Here is a 14,299-nt window from a genome sequence, read left to right on the forward strand (position 1 = left end):
CCGGAAGCCGAGAAGGACCAAATGGTCGCTCGTAGGGCCCCCAACGCAGCCATTTGGTCCTTCTCGAGCAGGAACTCGTCTGGTGCGCGGCGCAGGCGACCAGTTACATCAGGGACAATGACACCGTGACCCCGCAGTTGGTGCTATTCGACCTCGACGGGACGCTGACCGACTCCGCCGAGGGCATCGTCGCCAGCTTCCGTCACGCACTCGGCGCTGTCGGCGCTGACATACCCGACGGTGACCTCGTCGAACGGATCGTCGGCCCGCCGATGCATGTGACGCTGGCCTCGCTGGGACTGGGCGAGAAAGCCGCGGACGCCATCGCCGCATACCGCGCCGACTACACCTCCCGCGGCTGGTCCATGAACCGCATGTTCGACGGCATCGAGGACCTGCTGGCCGACCTCCGGGCCGCCGGGGTACGGCTGGCTGTCGCGACGTCGAAGGCCGAGCCGACGGCGCGGCGCATCGTCGAGCACTTCGGCATCCAGGAGCATTTCGAGGTGATCGCCGGTGCCAGTGTCGACGGCACCCGGTCGGCGAAGGCCGACGTCGTCGCTCATGCGCTCGCCCAGCTGGCCCCGGTACCCGAGCAGGTGCTGATGGTCGGCGACCGGTCGCACGACGTACACGGCGCCGCGCACCACGGCATCGACACCGTCGTCGTCGACTGGGGTTACGGCGCAAGCGATTTCACAGACGACTCGCCGGTCCGGCGGGTCTCCACCGTCGACGAGCTACGGGAGGTACTGGGTGTCTGACCAGGTGCACGTGACGTTCATCTGTTCGGGCAACATCTGCCGGTCGCCGATGGCCGAGAAGATGTTCGCCCACCAGATCAACGAGCGCGGGCTGGCCGGCGTGGTCCGGGTGACCAGCGCCGGCACCGGCGGGTGGCACGCGGGTGACCCCGCCGACAGCCGTGCCGAGCGGGTGCTGCGCGCGCACGGCTACCCCACCGCGCACGCCGCCGCGGCCGTCGACGCCGACCACCTCGCCGCCGACATGGTCGTCGCCATGGGCCGCAACCACACCCGCATCCTGAGCGACCTGGGCGCCGACCCGGAGCGGGTCCGGATGATGCGCTCGTTCGACCCCCGTTCGGGCGCCCACGCGCTCGATGTCGAAGACCCCTACTACGGCGGCATCGACGATTTCGAGGAGACCTTCGCGGTGATCGAGGCCTCGCTGCCGGGGCTCCACAACTGGGTCGACAAGCAACTGGCCGAGCGGGGCGACTGATGCGCCGGCTCGGGTTCCTCCTGCGGCCGCAGTGGCTGGCCCTGTTCGTCGTGGTGATCGCGTTCGCCTACCTCTGCTTCACGGTGCTCGCGCCGTGGCAGCTGGGCAAGAACACCCGGACCTCGCGAGAGAACAACCAGATCGCGTCGTCGCTGAACACCGAGCCCGCGTCCCTGATCTCGGTCCTGCCGCACCAGGATTCGTCGGCCCCGGACGCGCAGTGGCGGCGGCTGACGGCGACGGGCCACTACCGTCCCGAGGCGCAGGTGCTGGTGCGGCTGCGAACCGACGACGGCGACCCGTCGTATCAGGTACTCACCCCGTTCGCGGTCGACGGTGGCCCGACGGTGCTGGTCAACCGCGGCTACGTGAAGCAGGGCGACGGTCCGGGCGTGCCGCCCTTCGCCGCGCCGCCGTCGGGGACGGTCACGATCACCGGCCGGCTACGCGACGCCGAGCCGATCATGTCGGGCAAGGAGCCGTTCAAGCAGGACGGCATCCAGCAGGTGTACTCGATCAGCCCGACCCAGATTTCGCAGCTGACCCGGGTGCCGCTGGCGGCGCAGTACCTGCAGCTCGTCGACGGGCAGCCGGGCGGCCTCGGGGTCATCGCGCTCCCCCACCTGGATGCCGGCCCGTTCCTGTCGTACGGCATCCAGTGGATCGCGTTCGGCATCGTCGCGCCCATCGGGCTGGGCTACTTCGTGATGGCCGAAATCCGGCAGCGCCGGTTGGAAAAAGCCCAATCCGGCTCGGGCGCCGAGACTTCCGGCGGCCCCGACCCCGCGGAACCGCCGGTCCCACTCACCACCGAGCAGAAAACCGAGAAGAAGCTCGCCGACCGTTACGGCCGGCGCCGCTGAGCCCGACGGCCACCAGCGTCGCCAGCGCCTGCACCCGGCGCGTCAACACGACCGCACGACGCAGATCGCCGGGCACCGGCGCCGGCCCGACGCCCAACGTCGGCCGCATCTCCAGTCGGTGCGCGTACTGCGTCGGACCCCCGAGTCGCACGCCCAGAGCCCCGGCGAATGATGCCTCCGCCACACCGGCATTGGGGCTCGGGTGCTTGTGCGCGTCGGAGCGCCACGCCCGCCATGCCGCGGCCGGCCGGCGCGACGCCGCCACGACGCACAGCCCGGTCACGCGCGCCGGCAGGTAGTTCAGGATGTCGTCGAATCGTGCTGCCGCCCAACCGAACCGGGTGTAGCGCGGGTTGAGGTGGCCGATCATGGCATCGAGGGTATTGGCGCCGCGGTACACCAGCAGACCCGGAATTCCGGCGACCGCGCCCCACAGGATCGGTGCGACCTGCGCGTCGGAGGTGTTCTCCGCGACCGATTCCAGCGCGGCCCGGGCCAGCCCATCCGCGTCGAGCGCCGACGGATCGCGCCCGCACAGGGACGGGAGCAGCTCGCGGGCCGCCGGCATGTCACCGCGCTCGAGCCGCGCCGCCATCTCGGCGCCGGTCCGGGCCAGCGACGTCCCGCCGAGGACCGTATAGGTCGCCGCGGCCGTCACGAGCGTCTTCGCCACCGGGCCCCGCGCGACGCGTTCCAGGCCGAAACCCAGTGCCCCCAGCCCGACCAGCAATACCGCCGTGTGACCGGCCCCCGCGGCCCGGTTGTCGCTGTACGTGCGCCGTTCGAGTCTGGCGGCGGCCGTTCCGAACAGCGCTACGGGATGGCCACGGCGGGGATCGGCCCAGCACAAGTCGGCCAGGTAGCCGAGCGCCAGACCGGCCGCCCGCGGGGCGCTTCTGTCAAACACGCCGGGCAGCGTCTCACAGGGTGTTAACTCTCCCATCATGCGGCTCGGTCCACCTCGGCATCCGAAACGGGTTGTCGACCTCATCAACCCCGCGGCGGCGCTGGCGCCGGCGGCCAACGTGATCATGCAACTGGCCCTGCCCGGAGTGGGTTACGGCGTGCTGGAGAGTCCCGTCGACAGCGGCAACGTCTACAAGCACCCGTTCAAGCGCGCCCGCACCACCGGCACCTATCTGGCGGCCGCGGTGTACGGCACCGACGACGACCGGGCGCTGATGCGCCGCGAGGTGGACCGGGTGCACGCCCTGGTGCGGTCGACGGCGTCCAGTCCGGTGAAGTACCGCGCGTTCGATCCGAAGCTGCAGTTGTGGGTGGCGTCGTGCCTCTACCGCTACTACATCGATCAGCACGAGTTCCTCTACGGCCCGCTCAGCCCCGCGGCCGCAGACGCCGTCTACCAGGACGCCCGCACCCTCGGCACCACGCTGCAGGTGCGCGAGAGCATGTGGCCCGCCGACCGCCTCGCCTTCGACGAGTACTGGAAACGCACGCTCGACGAGCTGCAGATCGACGAACCCGTCCGCCAGCACCTGCACGGCGTGGCGGCACTGGCGTTCCTGCCCACCCCGCTGCGGCAACTGGCCGGTCCGTTCAACCTGTTCGCGACGACGGGCTTCCTGCCCGCCGAGTTCCGCACCCACATGAAACTGACGTGGACACCGAGCCGGCAGCTCTGGTTCGACCGGCTGCTGACGGCATTGCGGCTCGCCGACCGGGTGATCCCCCGCGACGTGTGGCTGCTGGGCTACCAGCTGTACCTGTGGGACATGCGGTCCCGCGCCCGGCGCGGAAAACCGGTGGTATGAAACAACATTCACGATCAGGAGGCATCTCATGACGTTCGCAGCCCTGAACCATGTCGCGGTCACCGTCAGTGACATGGCCGTCAGCGGTCCCTGGTACCGCAACCTGATCGGCGAAGATCCGGTGCTCGACGAACACACCGACGCCGGCTACCGGCATCTGGTGTGGGCACTGCCCGGCGGCACGTTGTTCGGTATCCACGAGCACGACCGCGCCATCGAGCCGGGCCAGTTCAGCGAGTTTCGCGCCGGGCTCGACCACGTCGGCTTCGGCTGTGCCTCCCGGGCCGAGCTCGTCGACTGGGCCGCCAAGCTCGAGGAGCTGGGCATCACCCACGGCGGCGTGGTCGACGCTCCTTACGGCTCCGGCCTGAGCTTCCGCGACCCCGACGGTATCGCCCTGGAGTTCTTCGCGCCGCCGGAGTGAATGTCAGCGGTGCCCGCCGCCGCACGCGCCGTTCACGGCCGGCCGCACCATCGCGAACGTGGCCTGCAGCGCACCCGTGCCGTCCTTGGTACCGCGCGCGCCCAGACACATCCCGGCGGCGATCACCTTCGCGTCCGCGCTCGCGCTCTTGGTGTAGCGGGTATCGGGCGTCACCGTCACGGTGATCTGGGCGTTGTCGGCGTCGGTGACCACGATCGTGCTGCCGTTCACCGAGGCAACCGTGCCGTTGATGCCGTGCTCGCGCTTTCCGCCCTTCTGGCCGCACTGCGCGTTGCCCGGCTGGCCGACGAGGACGTTGGCGGCCGTCACCGCGGCACCGGTGTCATTACCCTTGACCGGGCGGACCGCGACGCACTCACCGGCCGTGACGTCGGTCAGCTGGCCGGGGCCGAGCTGCGTGATCCGGGTCGCGGAGGTGATGTCGACCGTCGCGGGCCCGTCCTTTCCGGTGACCGACACGGTGCCGCCCGACACCGAATTGACGAGCCCGGACACGCGGTCCTTGCCGCCGGGGCCGCCAGGAGCTGCAGGTGCCGGGCTCGCGGATGACGGTGACGAACTGCCGGCGGCCGAGGAGCCGGCCGACGGTGTGCTCGATGATCCGCAGGCCGCGAGGGACAGCGCCGCGAAGCCGGCGAGGGTGACGACGCCGTAGCGCCGGGAACGGGATGTAGTTGACATGAGCCCACAGTGAACGGCCCAGCAATGAATCAGCTCAGATCTTGATATGAAGACGCTGGGCGCCCCGGTCACCTGAGGAACGCGTCCAGCGCCGCGAACGTGTCGTCGGGGCGCTCTTCTGCCAGGAAATGGCCGGCGTCGATGCCGTCGCCGCGAACGTCGCCGGCGTACTGCCGCCACACCTCGAGCGGGCGGTAGAGCTGCCCGACGACGCCGCGCGTCCCCCACAGGATCAGCAACGGGCACTCGACCATTCGGCCCTCGTCGGCGGCGTCGTGCACCAGATCGATGCTCGCCGCGGCGCGGTAGTCCTCGCACATGGCATGGATCGCCTCGGGTGCGGCGAAGCAGCGCTCGTACTCGGCCATGGCCTCGGGGGCGTAGAAGTCACCGCCGCCGAACGCCCCGAGAAAGGCCTTGAGAAGCACCGCGGCGGACGACTCCATCATGAGTTCGGGCAGCGGCGCGGGCTGGATGAAGAAGAACCAGTGGAAGTAGGCGGTGGCCAGTGCGCGGTCGGCGTGGTCATAGACGTACTTGGTGGGCACGATGTCGAGCAGCGCGGCCCGGGTGACACTCTCGGGGTGATCGAGCAGCATCCGGTGCGTCACCCGTGCACCACGATCATGGGCGACGACGCTGAAGACGTTGTGGCCCAACTGGTTCATGACCCCGACCTGGTCGGCCGCCATCGTCCGGAAGCTGTAGTCGGCGTGGTCGCCGCCGCCGGGCGGTTTCGAGCTGTCTCCGTACCCGCGCAGGTCCGTCGCTACCACCGTGAATCGCTCGGCCAATCGGGGCGCGAGGTGGTGCCACATGACGTGGGACTGCGGTGCCCCGTGGAGCAGTAGCAGTGGGGGCCCCGAGCCGCCGATGACGGCCTGAATCTCGACGCCGTTGACGGCCAGCCGCTCGTCGGTGAATCCCGGAAACAGGGCCATCAGTCGAAGACGTCCGGCTGGCTCGCGACGACCTGCTCCCATAGCGGCCGGAACTGGAACCAGGCGACCATGTCGCTGCCGATCTGGCTGTGCACCAGTTTGGCGGTGTCGTGGTCGATGACGGTCGGCGTACCAGCGGCCATCGCCAGCAGCTGCGCCTGACACGACCGTTCCATCGTGACGAACCACCAGGCGGCCGCCGAAACCGACGTGCCGACGGTGATCAGACCATGGTTGCGCAGGATCGCCGCCTTGTTGTCGCCGATCGCGGCGGCGATGTTCTTTCCCTCTTCCTCCGCGAGAACCACGCCGCGGTAGTCGAGATACAGACCTTGGTCTTCGTAGAAGGGGCAGGCGTCCTGGGTGAGCGGCTCCAGCGGGATGCCCAGCGCCGAAAACGCCTTGCCGTACAGCGAGTGTGTATGGGCGGCGGCGACGGCATCGGGCCGCGCGTTGTGCACCTGGGCGTGGATGGTGAACGCCGCGGCGTTGACCGGTCGCGTGCCGTGCACGACGCGGCCCCGGTGGTCGACACAGATGAGGTCGCTGACGCGGATCTGGTTGAAGCTCATGCCAAATGGATTGACCCAGAAGAGTTCCGGGTGCTCCGGATCACGGGCAGTCATGTGCCCGGCGACACCCTCGGAGAACCCGAACTTGCCGAACACCCGGAACGCGACCGCGAGATCGCGCTTGCGTTGCTCGCGCTCCTCCTCGACTGGCAGGCCCATGGGCGGCAGGGGTAGGTCGCACGGATCGGGCAGCGGGCCCAGCGCCCGTTCCATCAGTTGACGCATGTCGTCGCTGATCGTGCTCACGTCCATCGCCAGGCCCTTCCGACGCCGATACCGAGCCCAGCATCACATGTGTGGGCACTGCGGGAAAGACGGGATTTGCCGGCGATTGCCACAGTGACCTCCATCGCCTGGGTTACCGGACCTCAGGTGCGGGGCCTGCGTCCGCCAACCACTTTCCAGCCGTCTTCGAACACCATTGCGTACCAACATGTCTGGCCAATACCACCAAATCGGCACACGACCGCGATGGCGGAGTTATCGTCGTTTCGTAGTCATGTGAGCGAGGACGCGGGGGTGCGTTCGTTCCTCAGTACGTGGTGGATGCCGGATCGGCCCTCGCGTCAGTTTGTTGCGTCTGCACAACCCGAGGAGCTGTCATGAGCACAGCGGCCGAGCGCGCAGCCCAATTGGGCTTGGTGTCCCGACTGAAATCGTCCTACCCGGAACTTCCCGACGCCCCCTACCCCGACATGCTGGATGCGGCGCGAATCCAGGCCTACCTGAAACCGGTGCACGACGTGGGCGGTGAGCCCGATGCGCCCATGGAGTACGTCAACAAGCAATACGAGCTGTGGGAACACATGACGTACGTCATCTGCGAGGTGCTGGCCTGGCGCGGCATCTGGCTGTCGGAGGAGCGGCGCCGCATCGGCAACGTCGACGTCGGCCGCGCGGAGTATCTGGGTCTGCCCTATTACGGCCGCTGGTTGCTGTCAGTCGCCCGGGTCCTCATCGAGAAGCACCACATCAGCCTCGGCGAACTCATGGAGCGCATGGCGGAGGTCAAGGCGCGCTACGAGGGCGGGCTCGACGGCAAGACCCTCGAAGCGAAGCCCCGGTCCGAAGGTGACGGGGCGAACGTCAAGCGCAACAAGCACCACATCGAAGCCGTCGGCATCGGGGATCCGCAGATCTACGCCGGCAAGGCCGGGACACCGAAGTTCAAGGTCGGTGACGCGGTCCGGGTGCGGGAGCTGCCGGTGATCTTCTACACCCGCACCCCGGAGTACGTGCGCGGCGCGACCGGCAAGATCGCCGTGCTGGCCTACGAGAGCCCGGCGCCGGAGGACGAGACGTGGGACATCCCCGAAGCGCCGCCCGAGTGGTTCTACGTCGTCGAGTTCAACCAGTCCGAGCTGTGGCACGACTACACCGGCACGACGCGGGACACCTTGCGCACCGAAATCCCCGAACGCTGGCTGGAAGCAGCCACCTAGCTCGAATCACGTGTGCACTCAATTCACTGATGCCAGAAAGGATTTGCATGTCTGGTCACCGCCATGATCACGACCACGATCACGCCCGCACCGTCAAACCCATGGTCGACGAGATCACCGACTTCGAGGTCCTCGAGATCGCCCTGCGCGAATTGTGCATCGAGAAGGGCATTTTCACCGCCGAGGAGCACCGCCGGTTCACCGAGTTCGCCGAGCAGATCGGCCCCACCCCGGCGGCCCGGCTCGTCGCGCGCGCCTGGCTCGATCCCGATTTCGCCGAACTCGCGGTCAACGACTCACTGGCTGCCAGCAAGGCCGTCGGCGTCGACTGGCTGGAGCCCACCGGCTTCGGCACACCGAGCGATTTCGTCGCGTTCCAGATTCTCGCCGATACGCCGACGGTCCATCACGTCATCGTCTGCGCGCTGTGCTCGTGCTACCCGCGGCCGATCCTGGGGAACTCCCCCGAGTGGTACCGCACCCCCAATTACCGCCGGCGCCTGGTCCGTTGGCCCCGTCAGGTGCTGGCCGAGTTCGGGCTCTACCTGCCCGACGACATCGAGGTCCGGGTCGAGGACTCCAACCAGAAGCACCGGTTCATGGTGATGCCGATGCGCCCCGAGGGCACCGACGGGTGGACCGAAGATCAACTCGCCGAGATCATCACGCGCGACTGTCTGATCGGTGTGGCACTCCCCAAGCCGGGCGTCACCACCAACGCGATCGTGACGACGCGCCCCGCCATGCACCCGGGGACGGCCGGATGACCGAGATCGCGCCACTGCGGGACATCGTGGCCCGCGACCAGGTGTGGTCGCGCATGGCCGCCAAGTGGGGCGTCGAAAACCCGGTTCCCCCATGGAAAACCAGCCTCGACGGCCTGTGCGACGCTCTGGACCATTCGGCTTGCGACACCGAGGTGCTGAGCTTCAAGGACCGCCGCGACGAGGAGGATGCCCTCTCGGCAACCGTGTACGCGAGCCTGCCGTACCCCGAGAGCCAGCTGGTCTCGCTGGCCCACTCGCTCGTCGCCCGCGGCGTCATCAGCGAAGACGAGTTGCAGGAACGACTCGCCAGCGTGCGCGCCAGGCTGGAAGCCTGACACCGTGGTCAGGACACTTTGATCCGGATGTTCTTGGTCTGCCGGAACTCGCGGAGCCCTTCGATTCCGCCCGACCTGCCGATGCCACTGCGTTTGTATCCGCCGTACGGACTTTGCGGCTGGATGTCGCTTCGGGAGTTCACCCAAACGGACCCGGCCTGAAGCTGTCGTGACACCGTATGGGCGCGTTGCAGATTCGTGGTGTGGACGAAGGCGTTGAGTCCATACCGGGTGTCGTTCGCCAGCTCCACCGCCTGGGTGTCGTCGCCGAATCGCAGCACCGATACCACCGGCCCGAACGTCTCCTGCTGCGCAAGTGGTGAGCGGTTGTCGACGTCTGTGAACACCGTCGGCTCGACGTAGAACCCTGCGGCCAGCTCGCCACCGATCCGATTGCCACCCAGCACGAGATCGCCGAATCCTTCAGCCGTCGCCCGCTCGATGGTGCCCAGGATGCGGTCGACGGCGGCCTGATTGATCACCGGGCCGAAGAGGACGTCGGCGCGCAGCGGGTCGCCGATCGGCGCGCGCGTGACAGCAGCGAGGAACTTGTCCAGGAATGCGTCATAGACGTTGTCGTGAACCAGGATTCGGCTGCTGCAGGCACAACTCTGACCGGCCTGCATGATCGGCCCTTGGTGCGCCGACAGGTTCGCGGCGGCGTCCAGATCGGCATCGTCGAAGACGATGGCGGCAGCGGTGCCCCCGAGTTCGGCGACCACCGGAGTGATGTTCTCCGCCGCGGCGGTCAGCACCCGCCGGGCAGTGGCGGTGCCCCCGGTGAAATGAATCTTGCCCACACCGGGGTGCCGCACGAGCGCTTCGCCGCCGTCCGCGCCCGCGGGCAGCACATTGACGAGGCCGACCGGCAAGCCGGCCTCCAGGCAGAGTTCGCCGAACCGGAGTGCCGCCAGCGGCGCAAGTTCCGAGGGCTTCACGATGACGGCATTGCCTGCGGCCAGAGCCGGCGCGACCGCCAGCCCGATCACCACGAGCGCGCCGTTCCATGGCGCGATGACGCCCACGACGCCGTACGGTTCGTGCTCCACCAGGTTGAGGTCGAAGCCGCCCATCACGGGAGTGCTTGCGCCATCGGCTTTGTCGACGTAACCGGCATAGAACCGGAAGAACCGCTCTGTCAGCACCGACGTCGCGGCCAGCGCCGTCGGTACCCCGTAGTCGTGGGTGTTGATCCGGGCGAACGCGGCGTGGTGCTCACCGATGAGATCGGCCAGGTCGAACAAGATGTCGCGGCGTCGGTCGGGCGGGTAGGACAGCCACGTCCGCTGCGCCCGCGCCGCCACCTCGACTGCCCTGTCGACTTCAACGGCGCCGGCCATCTCAACGATGGCGTTCACCCGACCGGTGCCGGGATAGACGTGGTGGTGCGTCCCGCCGGTCGATCCCGTGACGCGATCCGCACCGATAAGCAGTGCACCACTAGGTAATTCGTTGCCGGTTTCGATGTTTGCAGTCCTTTCGCCGACCAGGCCGCGGCCGCTACGCGTCCTGCTGAGCCTGATGCGCCGCATCCGGGTCCGGCAGCGACTGCACGTCGCCGTCGACGCTGGAGGTGATGGTGCCGGTCAACGACTGCTGGAACGCGTTGATGTTCGCATCCGCCTTCAGGTAGCCGGTGTGTGTTCCGGTGACGGTGATGTCGGCCAGGTAGTGGACCGTTGTCTGGCTGGCGTTGTAGTCGGCTGATTCGGTGCCGTTGAGGATCTCACCGAGTTCGTTCACATAGTTGGTGTACGTGACGGTGCGGATGGTGCGCGTGACATCGTTCGGGTCGGGCGCCTCGGTCACCACCGCGGTGCCACCACCGACTCCCGAGTGGGTTCCGGTGGCCGGCAACGGTGTCGTGGCGGCGACATAGCTGCCGAGGGCGGGGGCCCACGAATCCGAGCTCGGGGTTGACCGGTCCACAGCCACCGGGCCGACGCTGGTGGTGTACTTCAGGTTCGCGATGACCAGTCGGGACACCGTCGGGTCGGTGGTGCTGGACTCCCAGAACGTGACCGCGGTGCCGTCGGGGTTCCAGCTCGGCATGCTGCGGGCCGCGTATCCGTCTGCGGTGTCGAACAGTGGAATGCCGTTCTCCCGGTTGAGCTCATCGCCGACCTGGACAATCCATTCCTGGTTCGAGATGTTGACCGGGCTCGCCCACTCCAGGTACACGGGCGCGCCGACGTACACCGGCAGGAAGTTCTGCCGGATGATCCGCGTCATCGGAGTCAGCGCGTCCAGCCCGCGGGTACTGCCGATGGCGATCCACTGCATGTTGGGCGAATAGTCCATGTCCTCGTCGTAGTCGAGGTTGGCCGTCACCCTGGTCACCTTGCCCGTGGCGAGATCGACCTTGATGTCGTCGACATTGCCGGCATCGAACTGGCCGCCGAGAATCACTACGCCTTTGCCGTCCGGGGTCCACTGCTTGCCTTCGCCGGTCGGGTACACCACCCGGGCATCGGTGACCGTGTATCCGGTGTCGGTGCGGGTGAGCGTGCCGACGATCGGCAGGGCCTGCAGCAGGTTGTTCGGCCCGATCACGATTCGGGTGTACAGCACGTGGGTCCCGTCCGGCGACACCCGCATCTCGCGTTGCGGGTCGATGGCATATCCACCGCCGGCCGGCGTGGTGATCGACACCAGCTGCGTGCCATTGACTCCGGTTTCCAGCATGGAGTACCGCGGTGTCTGCCCGGCGACGTTCACCAGCACCAGCACCCGGCCCGAACCATCATCGACGGGAACGGGTTTGGCCAGGTTACCGGTTTCGCTGACGCTGACGCCGCAGGTGACACACTGCAGCGCGGTTCCGTCGGTCTTGATCTGGTAAATCTCCGAGCGGCCCCCTGCGGTCGGCTGGCCGGCGAAGAAGATGGATTTGCCGTCAGCCGAGTAGCGCGGATTGGCCGGGCTGGCAATGGTATTGGGCAGGTTCAGGATCACCCGCTGGACTTCGGGGTTCACTACCGACACGCCGATGCCCGCGTTGGTGCTGTGCGGGCTGAACAGCCCCAGCAGGTTGAACTTTCCGTCGGTCACCGAGACCGAGAACGAATCGGTCTGCACCGCCGTGTAATTGATGTCGTTCGGCGTGTAGGTGAAGTTGCCGGTGGCCTGATCGATGGTCAGCGTGCCGTACTTCGGCCCCTGGGTGACCTTGTAGGTCAGGGCGTCACCCTCTGGGTCGGTGGCGCCGAGATTGCCGGTCACCGTCTGCCCGGTCTGGACTGTGGTGGTCGGGTTGTAAGCGATGGTCGGGGCCTGGTTGAACACGTTGCGTCGCACCCAGGCCAGCACCGCCCACACCGCCGGGGTCAACGGGTCCGCGGTGTTGGGTGCCGGCTTCACGAACGGGTTGAGCAGATTGGTCACCGCGCTGTTGAGCAAACCCACCAAACCCGTTGCCGGAGAGACAACCTGAGTCGTCACTGCGGCCGGTATCGCGGCGGTGGTCGTCGCGGCCGTCGTCGTCGCGGCAACCTGCATCGTCTGCGCCGTGGGAGCGGCCAGCGACGACGCGGTCACCGCGGCAGTCTTGGTCGTGACGTTCGTGCTGGCGGCTGCCGCGCTCGACGTCGTCTGCGCCGGGGTCATCGAGGCCGTGTCGGCGGTCTCGGCACGCGTCGGCTTGGCCACGGACTTGGTGCTCGCACTCGACTTGGACGACGACTTGGCACCTGTGCTCGGTTTGGCCGGTCCCGATGCCACACTGCCGCTTTCGTGCGTGTCGCCCTTCGGAGTCGTCGATGAACCGCCGGTATGGGCTCCGCCACTGCTGCTGACAACAACCCCCGAGCCCACCTCGGCGCTCGAAGAGGTGGGTCCCGAAGTCGGCGATGTCCCGGATATGCCGGATACCGAAGACGAGCCGGTGGCACCGGAGCCACCCGTCGTACCGGTCGTTCCCGTGATCCCCGCCGTCCCCGAGGCACCGGCGCTCGCCGCCGACCCGGACGTCGCACCGCCCGCGGCACCCGAGGCCGTCGACCCGCTAGATGAACTCGGCGAACTCGCCGATCCGCCAACGGTATCCGCGACGGCCACGCCATGACCGGTCGCCACCGCGGTCACCAGCCAGGCCGCGACCGCCAGGCCGCCATAACCGCCGAGCTTGGCGGCTCGCTGACAGGAGTGGGACGCAGGCACGTCGGGGGCTGCTGCGGCGAACAGGGGGTTGACACGAGAACTGTTACTGGCCATGGGCTTTGGCTCCGTTGCCGTTGGGTTGATGCCTATTCAGTTGGATATCGAGGAGTTGCGGGGAAGACTTACTTGAGCATGCTTCCGGCGTCGACGGTCATGGGAAGACCTGTCACATAACGGGATTCGTCCGACGCCAGGAACAGCACGGCGTTGCTGATGTCCACCGGTTCGACCCAGCCCACCGGCAGCACGTGCATCATCTGCGCGACGACCTTCATGTCGTCCGGGCCCGGGTTCTCCAGGTCGGGGCGGAACAGCTTCATGGTGCCCTCGTTCATGAACAGCGGGGTGTTCACGTTCGTCGGGTGCACCGAGTTCACCCGGATCGAGTGGTGCCCCAGCTCCACGGCGAAGGTCCGCATCAGCCCGACCACGCCGTGCTTGGCCGCGATGTAGTGGCCAGTGTGCGGGTAGGCCTTGAGGCCGCCCACCGAACTGGTCAGGATGATCGATCCGCCCTGCCCCTGCGAGATAAGATGCGGCACTGCAGCTTTGACCGACTTCCAGACGCCGGACAGGTTGACGTCGATCATGTCGGTCCAGTCTTCTTCGCTGGTGTGGTCCAGCGTCTGGCCGCCGTTGCCGATACCGGCGTTGGCGCAGATGATGTCCAGCCGGCCGAGCTGTTCGACGCCGTTGTCCACGGCGGCCTTCACCGCGGCGTAGTCGCGCACGTCGACCTCGGCGGTGACGATGCGCCGGTTCAGCTGCTTGACCAGGTCCGCCGTCTCCGCGAGGTCGTCCGGGGTCGCCGGGGGGATCTGCGGGTTGCTGCTGACCGGGCCGCAGACGTCGATGGCGATGATGTCGGCGCCTTCTTCCGCGAGCCGCACGGCGTGACTACGCCCCTGGCCGCGGGCCGCTCCGGTGATGAATGCGACCTTGCCTGCTACCCGTCCCGCCATGAGTCCACCTCGCTGTTGCTTGTCGCCGCCGCCGCAGAAAATGGCGGTCGGGTTCATCGACTCAGAATTTTGTCGATCGATCAGGAACCATGGCACGGCCGCGCCGCGCTGTCAAT

General features: G+C 67.7%; 16 protein-coding genes. 9 read left to right on the forward strand and 7 right to left on the reverse strand.

What is annotated here, in order from left to right; translation table 11 throughout:
• Nucleotides 1–125 precede the first annotated feature (125 nt).
• From QRN63_RS13760 to QRN63_RS13770, 3 genes are read left to right on the forward strand one after another with little or no spacing between them, the layout of a single operon-like run.
• Complete coding sequence (locus QRN63_RS13760; RefSeq protein WP_285031311.1) at nt 126–764, forward strand: HAD-IA family hydrolase; 639 nt, start codon at nt 126–128, stop codon at nt 762–764.
• Nucleotides 757–1,245 (forward strand): low molecular weight protein-tyrosine-phosphatase, encoded by a 489-nt coding sequence (locus QRN63_RS13765; RefSeq protein WP_285031313.1) that lies wholly within the window; start codon nt 757–759, stop codon nt 1,243–1,245. Before QRN63_RS13760 ends, QRN63_RS13765 begins: the two co-directional genes overlap by 8 nt.
• Nucleotides 1,245–2,108 carry an SURF1 family cytochrome oxidase biogenesis protein gene (locus QRN63_RS13770; RefSeq protein ID WP_267319092.1) on the forward strand — a complete coding sequence of 288 codons (864 nt, stop codon included), beginning with the start codon at nt 1,245–1,247 and terminating at the stop codon, nt 2,106–2,108. The genes QRN63_RS13765 and QRN63_RS13770 overlap by 1 nt, the downstream gene beginning before the upstream one ends.
• On the opposite strand, the gene QRN63_RS13775 is transcribed toward QRN63_RS13770, so the two are convergent.
• Nucleotides 2,050–3,051, reverse strand: a complete 1,002-nt coding sequence (locus tag QRN63_RS13775) for a cobalamin biosynthesis protein (protein WP_502888129.1) — start codon at nt 3,049–3,051, stop codon at nt 2,050–2,052. The genes QRN63_RS13770 and QRN63_RS13775 overlap by 59 nt on opposite strands.
• A gap of 1 nt (nt 3,052) precedes the next feature.
• Here QRN63_RS13775 and QRN63_RS13780 point away from each other — a divergent pair, with 1 nt between their 5' ends.
• Complete coding sequence (locus QRN63_RS13780; protein ID WP_285031316.1) at nt 3,053–3,880, forward strand: oxygenase MpaB family protein; 828 nt, start codon at nt 3,053–3,055, stop codon at nt 3,878–3,880.
• A gap of 28 nt (nt 3,881–3,908) precedes the next feature.
• Entirely contained in the window at nt 3,909–4,304 is a 396-nt protein-coding gene (locus QRN63_RS13785) for a VOC family protein (protein ID WP_267319095.1), read from the forward strand.
• A gap of 3 nt (nt 4,305–4,307) precedes the next feature.
• Here the strand turns inward: QRN63_RS13785 and QRN63_RS13790 are convergent, their stop codons facing one another.
• The 3 genes from QRN63_RS13790 to QRN63_RS13800 all read right to left on the reverse strand — a co-directional run bounded on the left by QRN63_RS13790 (nt 4,308) and on the right by QRN63_RS13800 (nt 6,771).
• Nucleotides 4,308–5,006, reverse strand: a complete 699-nt coding sequence (locus tag QRN63_RS13790; protein WP_267319096.1) for a DUF5666 domain-containing protein — start codon at nt 5,004–5,006, stop codon at nt 4,308–4,310.
• 68 nt (nt 5,007–5,074) lie between these two features.
• Nucleotides 5,075–5,947 carry an alpha/beta fold hydrolase gene (locus QRN63_RS13795; RefSeq protein WP_285031318.1) on the reverse strand — a complete coding sequence of 291 codons (873 nt, stop codon included), beginning with the start codon at nt 5,945–5,947 and terminating at the stop codon, nt 5,075–5,077.
• The gene (locus QRN63_RS13800; RefSeq protein ID WP_285031320.1) at nt 5,947–6,771 is read right to left on the reverse strand and encodes a class II aldolase/adducin family protein; all 825 of its coding nucleotides are present in this window, start codon (nt 6,769–6,771) and stop codon (nt 5,947–5,949) included. Before QRN63_RS13800 ends, QRN63_RS13795 begins: the two co-directional genes overlap by 1 nt.
• Nucleotides 6,772–7,121: 350 nt before the next feature.
• On the opposite strand from QRN63_RS13800, the gene QRN63_RS13805 reads away from it, so the two are divergent.
• From QRN63_RS13805 to QRN63_RS13815, 3 genes are read left to right on the forward strand one after another with little or no spacing between them, the layout of a single operon-like run.
• Nucleotides 7,122–7,961, forward strand: a complete 840-nt coding sequence (locus tag QRN63_RS13805) for an SH3-like domain-containing protein (protein ID WP_285031322.1) — start codon at nt 7,122–7,124, stop codon at nt 7,959–7,961.
• 47 nt (nt 7,962–8,008) lie between these two features.
• A complete protein-coding gene (gene scnC / locus QRN63_RS13810; protein ID WP_285031324.1) occupies nt 8,009–8,728 on the forward strand; it encodes a thiocyanate hydrolase subunit gamma in 720 nt (239 codons plus the stop codon).
• Entirely contained in the window at nt 8,725–9,063 is a 339-nt protein-coding gene (locus tag QRN63_RS13815) for a thiocyanate hydrolase (RefSeq protein ID WP_285031326.1), read from the forward strand. The genes scnC and QRN63_RS13815 overlap by 4 nt, the downstream gene beginning before the upstream one ends.
• 8 nt (nt 9,064–9,071) lie before the next feature.
• Here the strand turns inward: QRN63_RS13815 and QRN63_RS13820 are convergent, their stop codons facing one another.
• Nucleotides 9,072–10,595: an aldehyde dehydrogenase family protein gene (locus QRN63_RS13820; RefSeq protein ID WP_285031328.1), complete on the reverse strand. Its 1,524-nt coding sequence runs from the start codon at nt 10,593–10,595 to the stop codon at nt 9,072–9,074.
• Complete coding sequence (locus QRN63_RS13825) at nt 10,564–12,600, reverse strand: cadherin-like domain-containing protein (RefSeq protein WP_285031330.1); 2,037 nt, start codon at nt 12,598–12,600, stop codon at nt 10,564–10,566. Before QRN63_RS13825 ends, QRN63_RS13820 begins: the two co-directional genes overlap by 32 nt.
• Between QRN63_RS13825 and QRN63_RS13830 the strand changes: the two genes are divergently transcribed.
• Nucleotides 12,572–13,126, forward strand: a complete 555-nt coding sequence (locus tag QRN63_RS13830) for a hypothetical protein (RefSeq protein ID WP_285031332.1) — start codon at nt 12,572–12,574, stop codon at nt 13,124–13,126. The two genes, QRN63_RS13825 and QRN63_RS13830, sit on opposite strands and share 29 nt — an antisense overlap.
• A gap of 217 nt (nt 13,127–13,343) precedes the next feature.
• Here QRN63_RS13830 and QRN63_RS13835 read toward each other — a convergent pair whose 3' ends face one another.
• A complete protein-coding gene (locus QRN63_RS13835) occupies nt 13,344–14,183 on the reverse strand; it encodes a mycofactocin-coupled SDR family oxidoreductase (protein WP_285031334.1) in 840 nt (279 codons plus the stop codon).
• Nucleotides 14,184–14,299: the final 116 nt, after the last annotated feature.

The sequence above is a fragment of the Mycolicibacterium sp. lyk4-40-TYG-92 genome, from assembly GCF_030209435.1.
Classification (GTDB): Bacteria; Actinomycetota; Actinomycetes; order Mycobacteriales; family Mycobacteriaceae; genus Mycobacterium.

What these genes read in the sequence shown, in the direction of transcription:
- QRN63_RS13770 (WP_267319092.1), top strand. Translation starts at nt 1,245, where the DNA reads ATGCGCCGGCTCGGGTTCCTCCTGCGGCCGCAGTGGCTGGCCCTGTTC.
- QRN63_RS13775 (WP_502888129.1), bottom strand. Translation starts at nt 3,051, where the DNA reads ATGGGAGAGTTAACACCCTGTGAGACGCTGCCCGGCGTGTTTGACAGA.
- QRN63_RS13780 (WP_285031316.1), top strand. Translation starts at nt 3,053, where the DNA reads ATGCGGCTCGGTCCACCTCGGCATCCGAAACGGGTTGTCGACCTCATC.
- QRN63_RS13785 (WP_267319095.1), top strand. Translation starts at nt 3,909, where the DNA reads ATGACGTTCGCAGCCCTGAACCATGTCGCGGTCACCGTCAGTGACATG.
- QRN63_RS13790 (WP_267319096.1), bottom strand. Translation starts at nt 5,006, where the DNA reads ATGTCAACTACATCCCGTTCCCGGCGCTACGGCGTCGTCACCCTCGCC.
- QRN63_RS13795 (WP_285031318.1), bottom strand. Translation starts at nt 5,947, where the DNA reads ATGGCCCTGTTTCCGGGATTCACCGACGAGCGGCTGGCCGTCAACGGC.
- QRN63_RS13800 (WP_285031320.1), bottom strand. Translation starts at nt 6,771, where the DNA reads ATGGACGTGAGCACGATCAGCGACGACATGCGTCAACTGATGGAACGG.
- QRN63_RS13805 (WP_285031322.1), top strand. Translation starts at nt 7,122, where the DNA reads ATGAGCACAGCGGCCGAGCGCGCAGCCCAATTGGGCTTGGTGTCCCGA.
- scnC (WP_285031324.1), top strand. Translation starts at nt 8,009, where the DNA reads ATGTCTGGTCACCGCCATGATCACGACCACGATCACGCCCGCACCGTC.
- QRN63_RS13815 (WP_285031326.1), top strand. Translation starts at nt 8,725, where the DNA reads ATGACCGAGATCGCGCCACTGCGGGACATCGTGGCCCGCGACCAGGTG.
- QRN63_RS13820 (WP_285031328.1), bottom strand. Translation starts at nt 10,595, where the DNA reads ATGCGGCGCATCAGGCTCAGCAGGACGCGTAGCGGCCGCGGCCTGGTC.
- QRN63_RS13835 (WP_285031334.1), bottom strand. Translation starts at nt 14,183, where the DNA reads ATGGCGGGACGGGTAGCAGGCAAGGTCGCATTCATCACCGGAGCGGCC.